The organism is Rhizobium sp. GR12 (assembly GCF_036596185.1).
GTDB classification, from domain to species: domain Bacteria; phylum Pseudomonadota; class Alphaproteobacteria; order Rhizobiales; family Rhizobiaceae; genus Agrobacterium; species Agrobacterium nepotum.
In genome coordinates this window covers 55,308-76,406 of record NZ_JASXTH010000018.1, presented here as the reverse complement: position 1 = coordinate 76,406, position 21,099 = coordinate 55,308, and the positions used below count along the sequence as shown (strand labels likewise).

The window sequence follows — 21,099 nt, the reverse complement described above, 5'->3', positions numbered from 1 at the left end:
AAGCGCCTTTTGTCAAAACGACGCGGGTTGCCTGAAAGTCGGGTCGAAGATGGGCTTCTGAACATTGATGCCATCGCCGAGACGTACCGGATTTCGCACCATCAACGTCGCAGCGCGTGGACTCAGGAGCTGGACCTGCCGCTATGGAGTGAGAATTATTGACCCTGCCGTTGCCAGGCTTTCTCCGCCACACCGTCCAGCAGGTGCGGCAGGCTTCCTAACCCGTCCGGACGGAGTTCCGGCGGCAACAGGTCGCCGGGAAGGTCCTGATAGGATACTGGTCGCAGGAAACGGCGGATGGCAAGGGTGCCGACCGACGTCGTTCGGCTGTCGGACGTCGCCGGGAACGGTCCGCCATGCACCATCGCGTGGCTTACCTCTACACCCGTCGGCCAGCCGTTCGCGAGGATGCGTCCGACCTTGCGTTCCAGCACCGGGATAAACCTGCGGGCATCGGCATGATCATCCGGGTCGAGGTGCAGCGTCGCCGTTAACTGCCCTTCGAGCTTCTCGGTGACCTCAATCATCTGCGCGATGTCGCGACAACGCACCAGCAGGCTGCTTGCGCCAAAGACTTCAGCGGAAAGTTTCTCGTCGGCCAGAAAATGCACGACATCGGTTTCGAAAAAGATCGCCGGACTGCGATTGACGCCGGCTGCCGGCTGCCCCTTGCCCAGAACCTTGACGTCATCATGCCCGGCAAATCCGCCCACCCCTTTGTCGAAGGCAGCGTGAATGCCTGATGACAACATGGGCGCTGGCACTTTCTGCGAGAGCGCAGCGCTGGCGCTTGCGATGAAGCGATCAAGGTCGGGACCATCAATGGCGAAGACCAGTCCGGGATTGGTGCAGAACTGACCGGCGCCGAGCGTCAGGGATTCCACGAAACCGGAGGCCAGCATCTCTGGCCGGGCGGCGAGCGCGGCAGGCAAAAGATAGACAGGGTTGATGCTGCTCATTTCCGCATAGACCGGGATCGGTTCCGACCGCGCCGCGGCAATCGCCCCGAGCGCCAGACCGCCGCCGCGCGAGCCTGTAAAACCGACCGCCTTGATGCGGGGTTCGTTAACCAGAGCCGCGCCCGTCCCATTGGCGCCGTTCAGCAGCGAGAAGGTGCCCTCCGGCAGCTTGCAGGTTTCGACCGCAGCGCGGATGGCGCGTCCGATCAGCTCGCCGGTTCCGGGATGGGCGAGATGACCCTTGACGATCACCGGGCAACCGGCGGCGAGTGCGGACGCCGTATCACCGCCCGCGACAGAGAAGGCGAGCGGGAAATTGCTGGAGCCGAACACGGCCACGGGTCCGAGCGGGATCTGGCGCAGCCGCAGGTCCGGTCGCGGTAGCGGCTTGCGGTTCGGCAATGCCGGATCGACGCGCAAGTCGAGGAAGCCGCCATCGCGCACGACCTCGGCAAACAGGCCTAGCTGCCAGACCGTTCGGGCGCGTTCGCCTTCGAGACGCGCTTTGGAAAGCCCGCTTTCGGCATGGGCCCGCTCGATCAGAGCATCTCCGATGTCGAGGATATTGGCGGCAATGGTCTCGAGGAATGCAGCGCGAACCTCGAGCGAAGCGGAGCGATATATATCGAAGGCCTGGGCGGCAATGTCGGCAGCGCGCGCCACATCGTCAGCGCTGGCGATGGCAAATACAGGTTCGAGCGTTTCGCCAGTGGCAGGATTGGTCGCCCGGAAACTGCGGTCGTCGCCAGAAAGCTGATTGCCGATCAACAGATCGCCGGTAATTGCAAGAGACTTTGACATGAGAACTCCTCGGTGGTCTGCGGCGCAAGATACGCCCGGATATTGATGCTTTGGTTGTTGGAGAATTTCGCGGCAATCACAAACGTGACATGAATACGAGCAAATCGTGAATGCCGGGAAGTCGCGGCAAGCAAGAAGAACCATTGCGAACTATAGCCCGTCGCGCGCAGTAAGGCCGAGCAATCCGAACGTTGAAGTACGTTCTTCATGTACGATGGCGCTCAATTTCCGCAATGGCCAGATCCGTCATGGCCGACAGATCGGACCTGGATGCTCCATCCTGCGCCTGCACGGACATGCCCTGGATCATCGCGCCGACGAAGCGCGCAAGAGCCGCTGCATTTGTGGATCGCTTCAACTGTTTTTCGGCGATGCCTCGTTCAATGCGCTCCTGCAGGACACCGAGTGTCTCGTTGCGCAGGCTCGCGACATGACTGGCTACCGGCTCGTTTTCTACCGCGCAGGTGAGCACTGCAGTCGAAACCATACAGCCATGAGGCTGATCGGGGCGGGTGAACTCACGCGAAGAATCGTTCAACATGCGTGTCAGAGCCTTCACCACGTCGCTTTCTTCAAGAGCGCGCGTCGTCGAGGCTCCGATATGAGCCTGATACCACGCCAGCGCCTCACGATAGAGATCGGCCTTCGATGTGAAGGCCGCATAGAGGCTTTGCGGCGTGATCCCCATCATCGCCGTAAGATCGGCGATGGATGCACCTTCATAACCAAGGCGCCAAAAGGTTTCCGCAGCTTTCCCCAGCGCCTCGTCACGATCGAAGGCGCGGGGTCGGCCCCGTGGCCGGGAAACGGTCCCGTTATTTTCCACAATGGTCACTCTAGAAATATCCTTTCGATCGGCCTATTCAGGAATGGTCATTGTGATTATAGAGGACTACACCCCATGAGTCTCCCTGATTTTTCCCAGACATCTGCTCGCATTAACATTGCGATTGACAAGGCGCTTGCCGAAAAGCGCATCGTCGGCACCGTCGTGCTCGTCGCCCACAACGGAGCAATCATTCATCGGCGCGCTGCTGGCTTTTTGGACCGCGCCAGCCAGACAGCGATGCGGGAAGACGCAATCTTCCGGCTCGCTTCCATTACCAAGCCTGTTGTCACGGCAGCGGCCATGCGGCTTGTGGAAGACGGCAGGCTCGACCTCAATGCGCCGGTGACGCAATGGTTACCGGATTTTCGGCCAGCCCTGCCGGACGGATCAAGGCCAGTGATCACTGTCCACCACCTGCTCACCCACACGTCCGGCCTCGGATACGGCTTCCTGGAGCCATCCGACAGCCCCTATCACAAACTGAACGTTTCAGATGGCCTCGATCAGCCCGGCCTGTCGTTGGAGGAAAATCTGTCGCGGTTGCAAGCCACGCCACTGGCGTTCACGCCGGGCGCCGGGTGGCGCTATTCCCTTGGCATTGATGTGCTCGGCGGCTTACTGGAGAAATTAACGGGCAGAAGCCTTCCCGATATCGTTCGCGAAAAGGTTTCGGTTCCCCTTGGAATGGTTGATACGGATTTTGCGGTTCGGGATATCTCACGTCTGACGGAAGCCTATGCCGACGGCGACCCCGAACCGGCAGTGATGACTGATGGTGTTGAGGTGCCAATTTTTGGCACGAAAGCGTGTTCGCTCCCTCTCGCATCTTCAACTCCAGATCATATCCATCAGGCGGAGCCGGTATGGCAGGCACCGCAGGCGACATTTTGCGCTTTCTGGAAGCGATCCGTACCGGCGGCGCCCCGATTCTCCGCACTGGAACGGTAGAGGCAATGGTAGCTGACCATGTCGGCACCCAATCCGAAACGCAGGGACCGGGCTGGGGTTTCGGATATGGATGGGCGGTATTGGTCAATCCCGCGCCGACCGGCACGCCGCAGGCACCCGGCACTTTGCAATGGGGCGGAGCCTATGGCCACAGCTGGTTCATCGACCGAGCTAACCGCTTTTCTGTCGTTGCGCTCACCAATACCGCGTTCGAGGGAATGTCCGGTGCCTTTCCGGCTGAAATCAGGAACGCTGTCTACAGCTAGGGCAGCAGGATGCGCTGGCCGCGAAGCGGAAGGCACCAACACGGTCATTCGAGAAAGTGTCCTGGCTAAGGCCACCGGTTGAAACATTAATGCGATATCTGCAGAGGAGGTACTGATCCCTCCCCTGCAAACAGGGCATGATTACCCGGAGTAGCTTCTCGCACAGACCCGATCATTGGCTCATCCGCACGTTGCCTATGTCCCGGATTATACCATCCGCCTGTCAACCCTGGCGTTGCGGAAACAAAATGCGGTCTAGTCAGTGCCGACAAGAAAATTGATCAATGTCCGTGTCGCTGCCGAGAGGCGGCGGTGTGGCGCGAAAATGAGTGAGAAAGGTCGCGAACGGCCCCGTGCGTGCTCCAGCACATCGATGAGGCGCCCCTGCCCGATCCGGTCTCGCACAATAAAATCGTAGGTCTGGCAGATGCCGAGACCGCTTTCTGCCAGCGACACCACACCCAGTACATCGTCGAATACCCGGATGCGTCCAGGGGGTGTCCAGTCTGTGTCACGGCCCCCGACGCGAAACAGCCATGGAGCACAACGTCCTGTGCTCGGCATTACGAAGGGCAGGCACTGATGTTTCGCGAGATCCTCGACATGCTGCGGGATACCCGCACGTTCGAGGTAGTCGGGGGCAGCGACCAGACGCAACGGAGCGTCTTCCAGTTTGCGCGCCACCAGTCCGCTATCGGGCAAGGGGCCCAGCCGGATTGCCAGATCATACCCTTCCGCCACCAGATCAACGTTGCGATTGGTTATGCTCAATTCGATCTGGATTTCCGGGTAGGCTCGCGTGAAACGGTCGAGCATTGCGGGAAGCCGGTAGTGGCCGTAGGTCGTCGGTACGCTGATACGGACATGGCCGGTCAACAACGCCCCTGTTGGCCCATGCATCGCCCGTTCCGCATCGTCGATCATCGAAAATGCAGCGCGCGCCTGTTCGAGATAAGCGCGGCCTTCATCGGTCAGGCTTAACCGTCGCGTGGTCCGGCGCATCAGTTGCGCGCCAAGGCGGGTTTCGAGACGGGTAATCGCTCTGCTGAGAACCGACGGCGTCGTCGACAGTGTAACCGCGCCCTCGGTCATCGAGCCTTTTTCAGCAACGGTGACAAATGCCTCCACATCGCCAAGATGATCAAACCGCCGCCCCATTTTGACCTCTTGTGAATAAGTCAGCTCTTCTGAAGAAGCTCTATATCCAATTCTGGCATCAATAAAGTGCGTTTTGTCAGTATTTTTCTGGAGGAACAAAATTTCCCGACAGCTTTCAGTGCCATGGCGAGTGCCAAAATCGGAAGCAGGTATCGAGACCGAGCGCACATTTCCCGCAACCCGCACCGATAAACCTTGTCCATTCAAGAACAAATGAATTCCCTTCAAGCATCTTTATCCACTCCTTCGACCTCAATAGATTTGCGCCATCAAATGCGATCACGCATCAATACGGGTTTGAGGAGCAGGCAATGGAAAGCATGGTTACGGAGCGAAGACCGGTTCTGTTCGTTCTCACAAGCCATGGTGTCAAAGGCAAAACGGGCGAAGCCACCGGCTTTTATCTCGGCGAAGTCACCCACCCGCTTGCTGTCCTCGACGCCGCCGGCATCGCTGTCGAGTTCGCTTCGATAGATGGCGGTGAACCACCGGTAGATGGCCTCGATCTCAATGACGCAACTAACTCGCGCTACTGGAACAGCGCCGGCTTCCGACATGCCATTCGCAATACCTCTCGCCTGGCCGATCTCGATGCCGGGAACTACGCGGCGATCTTCTTCGCCGGCGGCCACGGCGCGATGTGGGACTTTCCCACAAGCCCGGCCGTCAACAGGGTCGCCCGCGACGTTTACGAGGCAGGTGGTGTCGTCGCCGCCGTTTGCCACGGCCCTGCGGCGCTGGTCAATGTTACACTGAGCAACGGCGCTCACCTCGTCACCGGCAAGAATCTCGCGTCCTTCACCGATGATGAAGAACGGGCCGTCAAGCTCGAAAAGGTTGTCCCCTTCCTGCTCGCCACTACGCTTACCGACCGTGGTGCGCATCATCATCCGGCGCCCGACTGGACGCCCAGGGTCGTCGTCGACGGGCGGCTGGTAACCGGCCAGAACCCGCAATCGGCAACCGGGGTCGGGGAAGCCCTGCGCGATCTTCTTTCCGTCTGACAATCGCAAGCGCTGGATCCTGCCCAAACACTACGACCTGCAATCCCAAACCTTCTGCATCCGAGGATGCAGGCAGCTCATCTCTGGAGACAAATCATGACGCTCATCCGTGCATTTTCATTCGCCCTTGCACTGGGCACAAGCGCGTTCAGCGCCCACGCTGCCAACGTACTGGTCGTTCTCTCGGATTCCGACCGTCTCGACCTGAAGGATGGCAGGATTTTTGAAACCGGGTTTTACCTCAACGAGTTGATGCAACCGGTCAAAGCACTGCTTGACGCCGGTCACGATATCACCTTTGCAACCCCGAAAGGCACTGCCCCGACCCTGGACAAATCGTCGGTCGACAAGATGCATTTCGGTGGCGATGAAGCCGCAATGCGGGAGAGCAGTGCCCTGCTCGACAAGATCAATCTGACATCAGACAGCGCCTCTCCGGTGATCAGCCTAGCCCGTGTCGAACAGATCGGCTACGACCGTTTCGACGCACTTTACGTGCCCGGTGGCCATGCGCCCATGCAGGACCTGCTCGTCAGCCCTGAACTGGGCAAGCTTCTCACCAACTTTCACACCAACGGCAAGATAACCGCGCTCGCCTGCCACGGTCCGATCGCTCTACTTTCGGCGCTGCCGGACGCAGAAAGCTTCACCAGGCAACTAGAAGAAGACGGTACCGCAAAAAGCCAGCCCTGGATCTACGCCGGATACAAGGTGACCGTCATCAGCAATCAGGAAGAGGAATTGGCCAAGGGCCTGCTGAACGGGGGAGAGATGAAGTTCTATCCCCAGACGGCACTGGAACATGCCGGAGCCGACTACCTGAGTAATGAGACACCTTTCACGTCCAACATCGTAACGGACCGCGAACTGATTACCGGGCAAAACCCTGCTTCCGCTCCAGCGGTCGCCGCAGAACTGCTGAAGCGGCTGAAATAATCTGCTCCCCATTATCGACCGATGTTGCCGGCCGTCCGCCAGAAGGTGCGGATGACCGGATGCGGCGGACGCCTATCGATCTCCCCGAAAGAACCCCAGACCTTGCTCGACGCGGTCTGGCGGGCAGCCGAAGCAGCCTAACGGAAAGAAGATGACCTTGCTTTTTTTGACTCTTACAATCTGCGGGGGACGGCAGTTGCGTAAACGCGTCGTGACGGCTCCATGACGAGAGCGTTTACCGCGCCGGGCCAGGCCTACGGTGAGATCGCCCGTCATTGTCGCCAGCGCGCGAACATCGGGTTGATCGCGACTGAGGGTACACCGATGTCCCAGAGAGACAGGGATCTGCTTTCGTATTGTAATATTCGAGAGCGGCCAAAACAGACTCTCGAACCGAATATTGCCGATGTTGCTGGCGGTTCGCGCGGGGCTATTCCTCGATGTAAGCTTTCCCCTTTTAAAACCGGGTTGCTCACGTATCGATCATCCTTTTTCCCTGAAGAAAGACCGGCCGCATGAGGCCGGTCCTGTTCTTCGGGATGCCGTGGCTCGTTACTGCGCGGCCTTTTCAATCAGGTCAACCACTGCCTGCGGATGCGAGACCATGACGACGTGGGAGGCACCCTCCACGACTACTGTGGCTTTCGAGCCGGCACGGTTCGCCATGAAGGCCAGTGCCTCGGCGGGGATATTCTTGTCTCCAGTGCCATAGACGAAGTAGGCAGGCAGCGTCTTCCAGGCCGGCTTGCCTGACTTTTCCGTCAGTGCCGCCTCTGTGATCGGCCGCTGGCCCGCGGCCATCAAAGCGGCGTCCTCGACGCTCACGTCCTGGGCGAACTGGTCGCGGAACCTGGCCTGTTCTATGGAGAGGTCGATACCGCCATCGGAAAGCTTGACTGGGGCCGCGAGCGCCTGGCCAAGTGTGCCGCCTGGAAACTTGCCGGCCAGGTCGGCTGCCGCTTCACCCTCCTCCGGTGCAAAGGCAGCCACATAGACGAGAGACCTGACGTTATTGCTACCCTTTACCGCGTTGGTGATGACCTGCCCTCCATAGGAGTGGCCAACCAGGACTATGGGTCCTTTGATACTTTCGACGATTGCCGAAACGTAGGCGGCATCATCTGATACTGTGCGTAACGGATTTGCGGCAGCAACAACGGTGTAGCCATCCTTCTGAAGTATCCGGGTTACACCATTCCAGCTGGAGGAGTCGGCAAAGGCGCCGTGAACGAGGACAACAGTGGGTTTGGCAGGTTGAGCGGTCGCGGTCCCAGAGAGGAGAGCGCCGGCAACGGCAACGGCAGCTGCGAACTTCGTCATGATAAATTCCTTCCTTAAGAAGAGCCCGATGGGCCCAATGAATTGAGTGGGAAGTCTTGATGTAAAACGGTGGCTTTCAGGTGCGAATAAAAGTGAGGACATCGGCATTGAAGCGGTCGGCTTCGGTCTCTGCCAGACCGTGGGAGCCACCCGGATAGATCTTCAGTGTTGCATTCGGAACGATGTCGGCAGCACGGTGCGCAGAGGCATTGATCGGCACGATCTGATCGTCGTCGCCGTGGATGATCAGCGTGGGGCGATCGATCCGCTGAAGGTCCTTCGTGTAGTCCACCTCGGAGAATTCGCGGATGCAGTCATACTGGCCTTTGATACCGCCCTGCAGGCCTATACGACGGAAGTTTTCGCGCAGGCCATCATTGGTGGCAACGCCGCCCCGGTTGAAGCCGTAGAAGGGCACGGTCAGATCGAAGAAAAACTGCGAGCGGTTCTTGGCCGTACCCTCACGGATGCCGTCAAACACTTCCATCGGCGTCCCATGGGGATTATCGGCAGTCTTCAGCATCAGCGGCGGAACGGCGCCAACCAAAACCACCCTTGCGACACGGGCCGTGCCATGGCGACCGACATAGCGGGAGATCTCGCCACCACCCGTGGAATGCCCGACAAGGATAAGGTTCTTCAGGTCGAGCGCCTCGATCAGTTCGGCGAGATCATCGGCATACTGATCCATGTGGTTTCCGTTGAAAGTCTGATCCGAACGCCCGTGGCTGCGGCGATCATGGGCAATCACGCGGAAGCCGTTCTGGCTGAAGAACAGCATCTGCTGGTCCCAGGCGTCGGAAGACAGCGGCCAGCCATGCGCAAACAGGATTGGCTGGCCTGTACCCCAGTCCTTGTAGAAAAGGTTGGTACCGTCGGTTGTGGTAAAGGCTGACATACTGATCTCCTGTGAGTGAGCATCTTTAATTTGTGCACAATTAGTTTGTGTACAATTTATATGCCTGTTCTCCGGATTGTTGTCAATCGCTTGCAATTAGTTTGTGTACAAATTATTTTGGGCAAAAAGGAGAGTGTAATGACCAACGCACCAACCGAGTCCGACGACAGCCTGCCAGATGTCACGGGGATGCTTTGTTTTTCCCTGTACTCTGCTGGTCACACGTTCACGCAGCTCTACAGACCATTGCTCGACAGGCTCGGCCTCACCTATCCGCAGTATCTGGTCATGGTGACACTGTGGAAGCGCGATGGTCAAAACGTGAAGGAACTGGGCAAAACTCTTTTTCTGGACTCCAGCACGCTCTCGCCGCTCCTGAAGCGGCTGGATTCGGCGGAACTGATTACGAGAACCCGCAGCCCCAGGGACGAGCGCGAGGTGCTCCTGCATCTGACGGAGAAAGGGCGAATGCTTAGATCCGGTGCGGCTGATATCATGCGGTGTGTTGAGGAAGCCGTTGGTCTGGACGCTGAAACTATTCACTCAATAAAGGCCGGGATCGACATGATCCGGGACAAACTCGCGATTGGGCGGGAAATGACCTGAGTATAAGCGGGATAAATCGCCCCGGGAGCCGGCTATGACTCCTGCAAAAATACCGACTCGACATGTTTTCCACTCGTTCGGCGCCTCCGATTTCGGGAGTTGTGAAATTTTTGCCACCAGATCCGATAGTACAGAAGCTTTCGCCACTGCAAAAAAGAAACCCTCCGCCTGGGAGGGTTTTTAGAGGTGCCAGTTCGAGGGGCTGGCGAGGGGATGGACGATAGGGAAAATGCGTCCGGCACCCAAACTTGCAGCTAAACAAATGGTTCCAGATAATATCCCTCCGCAAACCGGCCAAACCGCGCATTGCCTGGCGTATGCGGCGCGTTTCTCTGTCTGCAAAACAGAACCGGTTGTCAGCCCGAATCGCCATGGGATCACATTGCCGGGCGGCAATCCGATTTAGTCTCAATCCGTCGAATTCACCGCACCCTCAAGGATCGCCAGTGCCGCCACGAGTTTGTTAAAATTCATGCCAATATATGCTGTCACTCCCTTCCATCCCTGGCATCTCTCTTGATGCAGCTGTTTTGCGGCGATCAGCTGTAAGAGCAAGCCGTGGAGCACATTTGCAATGGCTGGCCATTTCATTGTGGCCCCCATTGCTGGCTGTCAATTTTGGTCTGTGTTCTGCCGGTCAGGCCTGATGCCTCGTAAGGCAATAAGTTGCGGTACTCCTGACAGCATTATCTTCTATTATGTCCTGATCTGCCCGCGAGATTTCTTCGGCCATGTGCTCTTTTGATAAAAAGCGACATGCGAACCGGCAGACGCACCATTGATGCGTGCCGCGTTGTCATTGGTCGATAAAGTTGGGAGAGCAGTCAACCATATCACTGCGCCACTGTCGTACCCGTTGTACACGGCAACTCTGCAGTGCCCGATGCTTTAGTGGATATCGCCTTGTTTTTTTATGTGCGGCCTCCATTCTCTCTGTAACCCGTAGGTTGCCAATCCATTGTGTCGGTCAAGCGGAGAGATTAACTCCGGCCGCAGGCAAAAAGGCATTGCTCTTTATTTCCGCTAACCACTATTCTGGCATAAAATATCCAAGAGAGCAGGCTTGGTCGTAGGGTTTGTTGAGAATCGGCTGACAACTGGAATTACTGAAAGCAAAAGCGCACCGTTACAGTCGAGCGGCAAATAATAACTTATTGATTCTATTATAATAGTTACTTCAACTAATTTAGAGGCTTATAATGAGATACGCAATAATTCTGGAAAATACGGATACGGAAATACCAGTTTTCGAAAGCGACGACATTGTGCGGTGTTTCAGGTGGATCAGGATTCAGATGAAGCGGCGCCCGGAAATACAAAAAGACGCTTATACGGTGCTGGACCGTGATCTTGAAGGCCTGGCACGCGAGACATTTCTCTGATGTGGCCCTGTCGTACCTGAGGATACGTTACATTTCGTGAACGGATATTCCATCACGCGCGGCGTGGATCGGCGAAATAAAGTACGTGCTGTCCGTTGCCCTTAATCCGTTACCACCCCGGAAATCTGCCGGGGCAGCGTTGTCTTACCTTGGTCAACGGCGGACTTGTGCCTGCCGTTTGGTTTGCGGCCTCTCAAACTCTTCCCATTCATCGCATGCCTGCCAGGTTACGTTATTGTTCACGCGACCGCCTGCAGAGCAACCGATTGCCTTGATAGCGAAGCTTCTAATGTGAAGCGGGAAATCAGATCACGAAGCCTGGTGGCCTCCGCAGCGAGGCTTGTTGAGGCGGCTGTTGACTGCTCGACCATCGCCGCATTTTGCTGCGTTGTCTGGTCCATCGAATTGACCGCGTTATTAACTTCCGCCAGTCCCGTTGCCTGCTCCTTGGCAGACGTCGCAATGACATCCATATGCTGATTGATGTTCCCGATCTGCTCACCGATGACTTCCAGCGACAGACCTGTATCGAGAACCAGCTTCACACCATTTTTAACCTCGGAGGATGAATTCTGAATCAATTCCTTGATCTCTTTAGCCGCGCGCGCTGAGCGCTGGGCAAGTTCACGAACCTCCTGGGCAACAACGGCAAACCCCCTACCCGCGTCTCCCGCGCGGGCGGCCTCAACGCCGGCATTCAGCGCCAGGAGGTTGGTCTGGAAGGCGATCTCGTCGATGACGCCGAGGATGTTGGAAATCTGCTGTGAAGACGCTTCGATGCGGCGCATTGCCTCTTCCGCCTGTGACACTACCAGCGCAGACTTGGCGGCACTATGATTTGCCTCAGTCGCGGCAGCGCGGACCTCCTCGGTCCGTTTGCTGGAATTTGACACGTTCGCGGTAATCTGATCGAGCGCCGCAGCAGTCTCCTCCAGCGAGGCGGCCTGTTGTTCGGTGCGCCTGGAAAGATCGGTTGCTCCCGAAGAAATCTCGCGTGTACCATCATCAATGACTGCAATTCCGCTCGATATAGCTCCGAGCGCATCACCAAGTTGCTTGACAGAACGGTTGAAGTCCTGCCGAAGCGCTTCAAAGTCCGGCGAAAATGGCTCATCAAGCTGGAATGCAAGATCGCCGCCAGCCAGTCGCTTCAACCCGCTAGCAAGACCCGATGTCGCGGCGCGAAGCCGCTCCGCCGCTTCCTTGTCAGCCTGCTGTCTGGCTTCGATCCTGTCAGATTCGGCCCGTGCCCGTGCTGCTTCTGCTTCCCCTTGAAGCTGCACATTGGTGATCGCGGCCTGCCGGAAGACCTCGACGGCCGACCCCATGGTGCCGATTTCATCTGCACGGCCGACAGCTGAGCCAACGACACTGGTATTGCCGGCAGCCAACTCTCGCATTTCTTCAGACAGCGCGAGGATCGGCTCTGTCACAGTCCTGCGGGTCAACCAGTAAAGACTGACCGAAAACAGCGCAATCGTCACGAGAAGAGCCTGTAAAAACCTGTCAACGAATATCTGGGTATCTGCACTATTTTCTGCGGTTTTTTCGGAGATGGCACTTATCTGATCGCCAGCATCTCCCATTGCCGTCTCAAGAGCGGAAAACTGCTCGATAAAGGCGGGGAGCGACTTCATCGCCGACGTCTGATTGCTTATCGCAAGGTTCACCATTGTGGTGGCACTATCGATATACGTCAGAAGCGGTGCCTCGACCCTGGCAAGCGCTGCCTGTGTTGTCTTGTCAGTAGCGAGTAGTTTGTTTGCAGCGATCATTTCGCGAAACGAGTCTTCGTGCTCCCTCAGATCTGCCCTCACCTCCTCGAGGTTGATATGAGCTGCAGGGTCGCTGGCAAGCAGGGACGCCAGCACGTCAGCGCGTAGCGCATCGTGCATCATATCCGCCTGCATGTGATTGCGAAGCACTTCTGAAGAGCGCGCAACATCCGCGTTGTTTGAGGCCAGGATCTGCGTCGACCAGATGCCCACACCCGTCGCGCCACCAGCCAAAGAGAAAATTGCGACGCTTGCGACAATGATCTTACGTTGAATAGATGCCATGCCCGTCCCCCACAACGTTTATAATATAATTTTGCCTGAATATTATTAAGTAACCATCAATCTGGCTCGCGCGATTATTGTTATGCTGGTTTTACTCATTCAGCGTTTTGCAGGCCGCTTGCTTTGGCGGGCGTTCTCGATGATGGCCTTTAAAGATTTCTCGCCCGCTACAGCGCGGCATTCATCTCCAGTGTCACGGTGGTGCCGGATGAGGATGTGTCGCAGGTTCTGAGAGAGCAGTCCCAAACAGCTACTCCGTATTCAGGAGATTTTCGCGGACGCGTTGCCCAGGCAAAGTGCTTCATTATCTGTACCGGTCAGGACGGCGGCACCGGAAAGAGCACGTTCCGTATTGTCAGTGTCTCCTGCGATAAGGTAGTATTTCACATTCAGTAATCTGGTTCCGGTCCAGCCGGGGGCGGCATACCGGTCAGAACGCTAAAGGGGCGGATCAGGGGGTAACTGGTGAGCGAACGAACCCGTGACAATACTGGTCGAGCGATTGCTGCAACGGGCGATGTAGAGTTTGCTCCTTTAAGCGAGAACAGACGCGATGAGCACATGACGGTCCGCGACCTTCTGCAGACCTTGCCTGTTGCATGTTATCTGACCGACGCAAATGGCATCCTCACTTTTTATAATGAACTGGCTGTCAGCATGTGGGGTATCGAACCGCCACTAAATGGCACCAGATTCTGTGGATCCATCAGGCTTCACACGCCAGAGGGTAACCTCCTGGATCATGACGACAGTCCGATGGCGGTAGCGCTCCGGAAAAAATGCCCAGTGCGTAATCACCAGATATTATTGGAGCGACCCGACGGAAGCAGAATATTGCTGCGTGCGTTTGCAACCCCTATTTTCAATGCCACCGGGTGCCTGACGGGAGGACTGAATATTCTCATCGACCAACCGGACGGCACGTTGCTCGACGAGATCGCACAACGCATTGCCGCCATTGTTGAGTCCTCCGATGATGCCATTCTGGCCAAGGATCTGAACGGTACGATCACGGACTGGAATCGTGGTGCAGAACGATTGTTTGGATACTCAGCGGAAGAAGCAATCGGCCGTTCTGTTACAATGTTGATCCCGGCAGACAGGGCTGATGAGGAACCCAGCATTCTCGAACGCCTTCGGCGAGGCGAGAAGATCGATCACTATGAAACGGTTCGCCAACGCAAGGACGGGGCTCTCATCGATATTTCGTTGTCCGTATCACCCATCAAGAACCTGGCCGGCCAGGTGATCGGAGCCGCAAAGATCGCACGCGATATCACCGAGCGCCGACGAGCAGAGGAGAAACAGCATCTCCTTATTCGGGAGATGGACCATCGGGTCAAAAACCTTTTCACATTGGCGAGCAGCATTGTTTCTCTCAGTGCAAGAACCGCAACAACGCCCGCTGAGCTCGCAGCTGCCGTCTGTGACAGACTTGCAGCGTTGTCGCGCGCGCATGCGTTGACGGTTCCGCGAGCCTCTGTGGAAAGAGAGCACCATGCCCGGAAAACAACACTTCATTCGCTGCTCAAAACTATTCTTGCCCCTTATGATCAGGACACGGCTTCCCATGTGGTGATTATCGGTCCTGATGTGGCGATTACCGAGAACTCTCTCACGAGCTTCGCGCTTCTGTTGCACGAGTTCGCAACAAACGCAGCCAAATATGGCGCCTTGTCAGTAGGACAAGGCAGCGTGGAAATAGTATGTGAAGATAAAGAGGATGTATTCACTCTCACCTGGACCGAGAAGAATGGTCCCCCGGTAAAGCGAACATCGGACGGAGGCGGTTTCGGCACCCTTCTCGGTCGCGCCACAGTCCGCGGTCAGCTTGACGGTGAAATTCATCGTGACTGGAAACCCGAAGGCCTGGTCATTCGTCTGACTGCCGCGAGCAACCGTCTGTAACCCGGTGGCCCTCTCAAGAGAATTCCTGGCTTCAAGGACGGCATTTCTCAACGCCCGGCCGACTCGTGGACGTACATTCGTCGCAGTGCCCCGCGACGTGCAGAAACAGCAACGTATGGACTTGGAATCACCTGAACCGGATTACAGACTTCAGAGGAATTGTCGCAATCAGCAGCCCGTCTCCGCGGACAACTTCAAACGAACTGCCGTTCACAATTTCGCCTCTTAGAATCTTTTCGACCAACATTTCCCTCGCAGCGTGCACGGCCTCAAGTCTGGCTTGCTCATCAGTGGAAAGGATTGCCCCTTCCGTATCCACGGAAAGTCCTTCAGTATCTCGCAGGTGGAAGAAGTACCTGGGCATTCCAAATTCCTGTTGTGTCCGAAGACGTCAACGCTAACGAGTTTTTCCAACCGCTGGTTCCCTCAATCGTGGGAAGGATGTGGGCCGCCGATTGAGATTTTTGGGCCGAACCAACAATTTCCTGCCTGCGCGCGCAATGTTACCAGACAACGAGACTGGTCCGCATTCCACGGACTGCGTCCGCCCGAACGCCTGGATGGCTGAAATCAAGTCCCGGCCACGGCTCGCCTGATCCGATGTTGCGGGACGGTGGCGTATTCCACACCGGAACCGCAAACTCGACCTGCCGGTCCATGTCTCTGCTCGTGGCTGGAGTGGGCCGGAGAACATCAGCCACAAGCGCTGAAACTACCGGATGGTGTCTGTTCTTTCCGGCGCGCCGGAGAACACCGCAATTCGATCGTTGGCAAGAATAAGAACAATAGGCAAACGTCTCCGCAGGTCCTGTCCATGGCGACTGACGGCTGAAACAGCCGCACGCTTTCAGCGAAGGCTATGGAGCGCCGTCGCGTAGCAGGTCCTGCGCATCTAAGAGCACAAGCCCCTACCCCTACGGCTCACATCAGTTCTGGAGGTCAAGTCGTTATGATCAGCGGGTATCCTGATCAAGTCCGATGTTGAACGGTGTCCCGGGCTCGAACAGCAGCCCCTTCTTTTTCAGCATCCGGTAAAATGTCTCACGCGCAACGCTGACCGGCAGCCGGCCATCCAGACACCTGCTTAGCGTCTGCCGGGTAACCTTGGCGATCACATCGTTCTCATCGAAAGATCTTGCTTCCATATAGCCGACCGCGTCTCCCACGGAACCAATCTCCTCGACATAATATGGATCGCTCCCGGCGCGGACCGGTTCCTCAAAAAATCCATTGATCATCAAACCCATCGCCATCTCCCAACAACCGCCTTTCCTGATAGAGAAAGGATCTCTGACGTTGATTGTATGGTTTCAGGATGTCAGGGAAATGTCAGGCGCAGTCTCGCGGGCGTCACTCAGCCAGACGAACCCGCTCAACGCCCTCGAAAGCCTAGTGTTTAGTTAGCCAGTCCGGTGCCTTCTGCGACCTTCTGAAACATCATTATCGCGTGCGGCATTGCCTTGGCCGTCGCCCAGCAGGATACGGTGACTGCTCCCTGCGGTCTAACCATTGTCGCCCGATACTGTCTCCGCTCTGGCATTCGCCGATCGAAAATGGCCGGTGTGGTGATTATGGCAACGCCCCTCACACCATCATGCTCAAAAACAAATACGCTTTCGGTTTTTCCAAAAAGTGACGGATCCCGCCCATACGCCGAGGTGATCTTCTTGAGGAGCACGTCATCGCCATTTAACTGGCTTTGCGTCGGGGCTCCTTCTGGAGGTTGCGCGTCAAAGCCGACGGTACAGATCCTGCCGCTCGGTTCAGTCGATGAAGGTTCACTGGTTCTGCTCCCGACGTCGATGAAAACCTCGGAGTCATTCAGGCGTCGGGTCCCGTATATCTCAAAGGGTTCTGGCAACTGTAGTCTGAACCCAAGTGCCTGATAGACGGTCTCACCCTTGCTCGTGGTGTCAGGTGTTGGCGGCCTGTCTCCCACGCCGATTTCGACAGAAACAACAACCTCCTCCTGTTTCCCCTTCATATCGCGGGAGAACGGTGGCAGACGACCGGCACGCTTCGCCATGCGCAGGACGGCGTCATCTACAGTTTTTTGGCCCGATGACCTGCTGATCGCAATTCTCTTGATCGTACCGTCCCTGAGCACAATAAGCTTCAGTTCAGGACGCCCCATGCCGGCCGAACCCGAATCGACCGTCACCACGAGGTTTTCTACAAGCCGTTTTCTGACTTCAACAACCCACTCAGCCTTCGTGGCAAGCCGTATCTCGTCAGCGCGCGGCAGCGACGCAAGACCAAGAACATTCACAAACAAGAAGCCGAAAAGAATCCATCTCATTGTGCTGGTTTCAGATTTCTTTATGGGCAACGAACGGGACTGGCCGTTCCCAAGCTTCGGCATTTCGTTCGACATCGTAAGGTTTGTCCTGCTTCTAAAAAGTGTCTCAGTGCCAAGAACTGGACTTCGCCACGGGAGGCCGGCATGTCGCTGGGTTGTCATTGGCAAAACCACCCGGTGCCGACGCACCGTCCGCGGGCCAGACGGCGCCGACGTCCGTACCGCAGAATGTTTCGCTCCGCTTGATGAACTCTGGAGGGCGGACATTGCGGCAGCAGTCGCAACGGCAGCGCGAACCGCACGGCCTGCTTTTTTACTGCATGCTGGCTTCATTTCCATCGCGAAGACCCTGATTGCGCAGGTCGATCATCGGAAGCGCGCCGTTCGGCAGCATCGTAGTCGGCAGACGGCCGTCCCATCTCTCGGCCTGAGTAAGCGAAACGAGCCCCGGATTGTCACGCAGAGCATCACCGCGCGCCTTGATGGCGAGAGCTTCAGCATCACCGCGTAGCCTGATCGCTTCGGCATCCGCCTGTGCCTGCAAACGCACCGCATCGGCCTGTGCCTGAGCCTCTGCACGGCGCGCATCGGCACTGGCGTTGGCCTGCGTGACGGTGATCTCCGCCTGAACCTTCTCTCGCTCTGCATTCTGCCGCAGTTTCTGGACTTCGACCTCGGCCAGCATGCGCTGTTCGATGCTGGCCTCATAGGAATCGGAGAAGTCGATATTTTCGATCTGCACGCTCTCGATCGTGACAGGCCCCTGAACGCCGTCCTGGATAGCCATCGCAATCTCCTGATTGAGCCTGCCTCGTTCCTGGATGGCGGTGACGGCGTTGAACCGCCCAAAGACAGTCTTTGTTTCTTCAAAGACGCGACGCTCGATCAGCCGCCCCAGCAGTCCTTCCTCCGATCCGTATTGCTCGTACACCATGGCGACCCTGTCGACGGGAATGCGGTAGTTCACCGACAGCTTTACGGTCGCCGGTTGCTGATCGCGACTATAAGCTTCCATAGCGTCGTAGACGGCCGCTTTCGACTGGACCGATATGCGCACGACCGTATCGATGATCGGCAATTTAAATCCCAGCCCCGGCTCCGCCGTTCCCGCAATAGCCCCGTACCGAAGGATGACACCGCGCTCGCCCTGATCGATCGTGTACCACGACCCGAACACAACGCTAAGAATGGCAACCGCAATGATGCCGAACACGAGCTTCGGCAGAATAGAAAGTATATTCATCAGTATCCCATATTTTCGTTGCTGTCTCTTGATACGCCATAACTGTTTCGCATGTCACAGGTGAAGCATCGTCGAGCGGGTGGCCCCGGTGACACACCGGTAGTGGTCCTCTTTGATCTGCTAATTTTCGACCCAGTCACGGCTATCTTCTCAGTAGCTTGTCGCTGAGAGCAGAAACGGGATGTGCTCAGAAAATGTCAAGCTCAATCACCTGGAACAAAGACGCCCGTTCCAGATCAAAGCGCATTTTCCTATAACAATCTGGGAGCGATAATGGCCGCTGTCGAGATACGACGGTGTCTGGAGGATCTTCGCCAGTCCGAAACCACCTGCACGACTTCGCGAAGCGACGACAGAAATTTCACAAGCGATTCTTCCGCGTCCTTTCCTTCACCGTCGAGCACGGTACCGCCCCAGTTTTTCAGGACACATCGCTGTACGCCGTCCGGATCGTGCATGAAGAGAAACACGGGTGGACGTCTGCCCGATACCCCGGTTGGCTTCCATATGGACCAGAGGCGGTGAAGCAAAAAACGAATGTTGAGATCCGACATGCTGTATCCAATGAACAGCAAGGTAGATGCAAATGCATCGCCCCGGAACTTGATGTCCATGTGCGCGTCGAAAGCCAGACGATCAAAATAGTCCGACTCCGTCAGTATAAGGGTTTCGGGATCGGAGAAATCACCGTGGTACTTGACGATCTGCGTAACACCCGGGCGGGCAGCGGCCATATCGGCGGCGCTGGCGATCTGCACGAAAGGGTGGTCAAAAGCCTCGTAGGACCTTCGAGGTTGGCGTCGTAGTTGGTGGTATAGACAATCGGGAAGTCGAGTTAGACGATCAATCTATGCAGGTGTGAAGCTCTCAGGCGGGCCTGACGAAATGCGCCATTCCCGGTTCATCCACTCCACAAGAGTGGCAAACGAACCGTGCTTCAGTCGATAGCATTCGGCGATCGACTGATGGTTTGTGGCATGCGGCTCGGACGGCGGCTTGTCACCGCAAGATCTGTCAGCAGATGGTCTATGAAGGTCATCCAGGAAGGCAGCCCTACGCTCATGGAGACGCCTGCACCGACAAATAAAACCGCCTGCCGGTGCTTGAGCGCTTCGGAAATCGTATGCAACTCAGCTTCCTACACTATCGGACCTCTCTTCCTGGTCCGTCTAACAACGCGAAGATGATGAAGTTTCTGTACGCAATTGGACGGTTTTTCCGATGGACGTGACGCGCAAGAGATTACTTCTTTCGCATTCCTCGCCTCTTATCTCTGCTTTGCCGCGCTCCCCGCAGTCGAAGCTTTGACAACCACTGCCTTGACTGAAACCGATGTCCCGCGCTTTCGAGATGCCTAAGGAACATACCATCCGAACCACTCGCTCCGCGTAAGATCACAGCGCGCAAAGTGCCCGCGGCACAACCGGAACACGGTCCGGTGACGGTTGCCCGGTATGTCGTTTTCCTCACCCTGTTGTGACGCCTAACGCTCTCCCTCTTCGCCCCTGTCTTCACGATCACCAGGCTGACCTACAGGCACGGGTGGCGCCCCTTCAGCGTTGTTGGTGATGATATCACTGTCTTTTGGTCTGGGTTTCCATGTCGACCCACGCGTTTTCTTTGGATCGTCCGGGCGCGCCGTGGTGCGTTTATCTATATCTCGCGTCATTGCCTTCTCCTTTCGCAAGGCGAACCATCGCGGCGATGTTCTGTTCCAGAAGTTTGTGCTTACCCCTGCGTTTTCGCCCGATGGGCATGCAGGCGACAACACCGGACGAGGTATCACCAAGAACTGCACACGCAAGTTCTCGCAGAGAGCTGTTTCTGCTTCAGTGCGCGCCGGGCAGGCCTGAGACTTTCCCGACCATTGCGAACACTCACCGGCAGTTCCGGATTAGTAGTACTGCATGTTGGGGTGCGGGCCCCGCGCGTCATATTCAAGGTCCGGATTATTCCGGCACAGCCGTGTTCAGCCAAGCCTTCGAACCGAACAGGCGCCATAAGGTTCCACAGAAATCGCAGGGTCCACGCCTCATCCCTCCTGTGTGATTCCCGCAGGTGATCTCCCCCACGAACAGAACTCAAACTTCCTGTTGAAACGAAACCGCTACCGAAACGGCAACCCAAATCGGCAAGAGGCTGAGATGAGGGAGGCCAGGAACAATGTTCGTTCCCGTTTCGATCCAACGGCATTCATCACCCTCACTCCAACAGATTTCCCTCTGCGCACGCGCTATAAGGTTTTGGCAGAAGCTTATAACGACGGCGGTGTGACTGAGGTGAAGTTATAGCCGAAGCCCGTGTTTTGCAGCTCGCCTCCAATGACGTCAAACGGCCGGCTCCTGGATCCAAATGTCAGTACACGTTGCCACCACTACTTTTAAAAAATGGACCGCGACTGGTTTTCGAAAAAATACCTCTCAAAGCGATGTCAGCAGCCTGGCAACCCTAGAGCCGTCGACCGGTATTTTTGACTACGGTT

General features: G+C 56.7%; 20 protein-coding genes. 6 read left to right on the top strand and 14 right to left on the bottom strand.

Annotated features, from left to right (window positions below; translation table 11 throughout):
• Positions 1-155 precede the first annotated feature (155 nt).
• Genes QSK43_RS24520 through QSK43_RS24510 form a run of 3 tightly spaced genes read right to left on the bottom strand, consistent with a single transcriptional unit; the run spans position 156 to position 2,595 of the window.
• Entirely contained in the window at positions 156-1,760 is a 1,605-nt protein-coding gene (locus tag QSK43_RS24520) for an aldehyde dehydrogenase (NADP(+)) (RefSeq protein ID WP_332305663.1), read from the bottom strand.
• Positions 1,724-1,969 (bottom strand): hypothetical protein, encoded by a 246-nt coding sequence (locus QSK43_RS24515; RefSeq protein ID WP_332305662.1) that lies wholly within the window; start codon positions 1,967-1,969, stop codon positions 1,724-1,726. Before QSK43_RS24515 ends, QSK43_RS24520 begins: the two co-directional genes overlap by 37 nt.
• Positions 1,966-2,595, bottom strand: a complete 630-nt coding sequence (locus QSK43_RS24510) for a TetR/AcrR family transcriptional regulator (protein WP_332305661.1) — start codon at positions 2,593-2,595, stop codon at positions 1,966-1,968. The genes QSK43_RS24515 and QSK43_RS24510 overlap by 4 nt, the downstream gene beginning before the upstream one ends.
• Positions 2,596-2,661: 66 nt before the next feature.
• Here QSK43_RS24510 and QSK43_RS24505 point away from each other — a divergent pair, with 66 nt between their 5' ends.
• Together QSK43_RS24505 and QSK43_RS24500 are read left to right on the top strand one after the other, a co-directional pair.
• Positions 2,662-3,537 carry a serine hydrolase domain-containing protein gene (locus QSK43_RS24505; protein WP_332305660.1) on the top strand — a complete coding sequence of 292 codons (876 nt, stop codon included), beginning with the start codon at positions 2,662-2,664 and terminating at the stop codon, positions 3,535-3,537.
• Positions 3,453-3,803, top strand: coding sequence for a serine hydrolase (locus tag QSK43_RS24500; protein ID WP_332305659.1), 351 nt, complete (start codon positions 3,453-3,455; stop codon positions 3,801-3,803). The genes QSK43_RS24505 and QSK43_RS24500 overlap by 85 nt, the downstream gene beginning before the upstream one ends.
• Before the next feature lie 255 nt (positions 3,804-4,058).
• On the opposite strand, the gene QSK43_RS24495 is transcribed toward QSK43_RS24500, so the two are convergent.
• Positions 4,059-5,189, bottom strand: a complete 1,131-nt coding sequence (locus QSK43_RS24495; RefSeq protein WP_332305658.1) for a LysR family transcriptional regulator — start codon at positions 5,187-5,189, stop codon at positions 4,059-4,061.
• Between the two features lie 92 nt (positions 5,190-5,281).
• Here QSK43_RS24495 and QSK43_RS24490 point away from each other — a divergent pair, with 92 nt between their 5' ends.
• Together QSK43_RS24490 and QSK43_RS24485 are read left to right on the top strand one after the other, a co-directional pair.
• Positions 5,282-5,965 carry a type 1 glutamine amidotransferase domain-containing protein gene (locus QSK43_RS24490; RefSeq protein WP_442967888.1) on the top strand — a complete coding sequence of 228 codons (684 nt, stop codon included), beginning with the start codon at positions 5,282-5,284 and terminating at the stop codon, positions 5,963-5,965.
• A 96-nt stretch (positions 5,966-6,061) separates the two neighbouring features.
• Positions 6,062-6,901: a type 1 glutamine amidotransferase domain-containing protein gene (locus QSK43_RS24485; RefSeq protein WP_332305656.1), complete on the top strand. Its 840-nt coding sequence runs from the start codon at positions 6,062-6,064 to the stop codon at positions 6,899-6,901.
• A 552-nt stretch (positions 6,902-7,453) separates the two neighbouring features.
• Here the strand turns inward: QSK43_RS24485 and QSK43_RS24480 are convergent.
• Both QSK43_RS24480 and QSK43_RS24475 read right to left on the bottom strand, forming a co-directional pair.
• Positions 7,454-8,221, bottom strand: coding sequence for an alpha/beta fold hydrolase (locus QSK43_RS24480; RefSeq protein WP_332305655.1), 768 nt, complete (start codon positions 8,219-8,221; stop codon positions 7,454-7,456).
• Positions 8,222-8,297: 76 nt separating this feature from the next.
• Positions 8,298-9,119: an alpha/beta fold hydrolase gene (locus tag QSK43_RS24475; protein WP_332305654.1), complete on the bottom strand. Its 822-nt coding sequence runs from the start codon at positions 9,117-9,119 to the stop codon at positions 8,298-8,300.
• Between the two features lie 138 nt (positions 9,120-9,257).
• Here QSK43_RS24475 and QSK43_RS24470 point away from each other — a divergent pair, with 138 nt between their 5' ends.
• Positions 9,258-9,725, top strand: coding sequence for a MarR family winged helix-turn-helix transcriptional regulator (locus tag QSK43_RS24470; protein ID WP_332305653.1), 468 nt, complete (start codon positions 9,258-9,260; stop codon positions 9,723-9,725).
• 408 nt (positions 9,726-10,133) lie between these two features.
• On the opposite strand, the gene QSK43_RS24465 is transcribed toward QSK43_RS24470, so the two are convergent.
• Positions 10,134-10,316: a hypothetical protein gene (locus QSK43_RS24465; protein WP_332305652.1), complete on the bottom strand. Its 183-nt coding sequence runs from the start codon at positions 10,314-10,316 to the stop codon at positions 10,134-10,136.
• A gap of 1,030 nt (positions 10,317-11,346) precedes the next feature.
• Positions 11,347-13,167, bottom strand: a complete 1,821-nt coding sequence (locus QSK43_RS24460; RefSeq protein ID WP_332305651.1) for a methyl-accepting chemotaxis protein — start codon at positions 13,165-13,167, stop codon at positions 11,347-11,349.
• A gap of 465 nt (positions 13,168-13,632) precedes the next feature.
• Here QSK43_RS24460 and QSK43_RS24455 point away from each other — a divergent pair, with 465 nt between their 5' ends.
• Positions 13,633-15,075, top strand: coding sequence for a PAS domain S-box protein (locus QSK43_RS24455; RefSeq protein WP_332305650.1), 1,443 nt, complete (start codon positions 13,633-13,635; stop codon positions 15,073-15,075).
• Between the two features lie 127 nt (positions 15,076-15,202).
• Here the strand turns inward: QSK43_RS24455 and QSK43_RS24450 are convergent, their stop codons facing one another.
• From QSK43_RS24450 to QSK43_RS24425, 6 genes are all read right to left on the bottom strand, one after another.
• Positions 15,203-15,439: a DUF6894 family protein gene (locus QSK43_RS24450; protein ID WP_332305649.1), complete on the bottom strand. Its 237-nt coding sequence runs from the start codon at positions 15,437-15,439 to the stop codon at positions 15,203-15,205.
• 589 nt (positions 15,440-16,028) lie between these two features.
• Complete coding sequence (locus QSK43_RS24445) at positions 16,029-16,322, bottom strand: hypothetical protein (RefSeq protein WP_332305648.1); 294 nt, start codon at positions 16,320-16,322, stop codon at positions 16,029-16,031.
• Between the two features lie 149 nt (positions 16,323-16,471).
• Positions 16,472-17,449, bottom strand: a complete 978-nt coding sequence (locus QSK43_RS24440; RefSeq protein WP_332305647.1) for a TonB family protein — start codon at positions 17,447-17,449, stop codon at positions 16,472-16,474.
• Positions 17,450-17,687: 238 nt separating this feature from the next.
• Positions 17,688-18,617: a prohibitin family protein gene (locus tag QSK43_RS24435; RefSeq protein WP_332305646.1), complete on the bottom strand. Its 930-nt coding sequence runs from the start codon at positions 18,615-18,617 to the stop codon at positions 17,688-17,690.
• Positions 18,618-18,868: 251 nt separating this feature from the next.
• Positions 18,869-19,375: an SIR2 family NAD-dependent protein deacylase gene (locus tag QSK43_RS24430; RefSeq protein ID WP_332305645.1), complete on the bottom strand. Its 507-nt coding sequence runs from the start codon at positions 19,373-19,375 to the stop codon at positions 18,869-18,871.
• Between the two features lie 179 nt (positions 19,376-19,554).
• Positions 19,555-19,746, bottom strand: a complete 192-nt coding sequence (locus QSK43_RS24425) for a hypothetical protein (RefSeq protein ID WP_332305644.1) — start codon at positions 19,744-19,746, stop codon at positions 19,555-19,557.
• Positions 19,747-21,099: the final 1,353 nt, after the last annotated feature.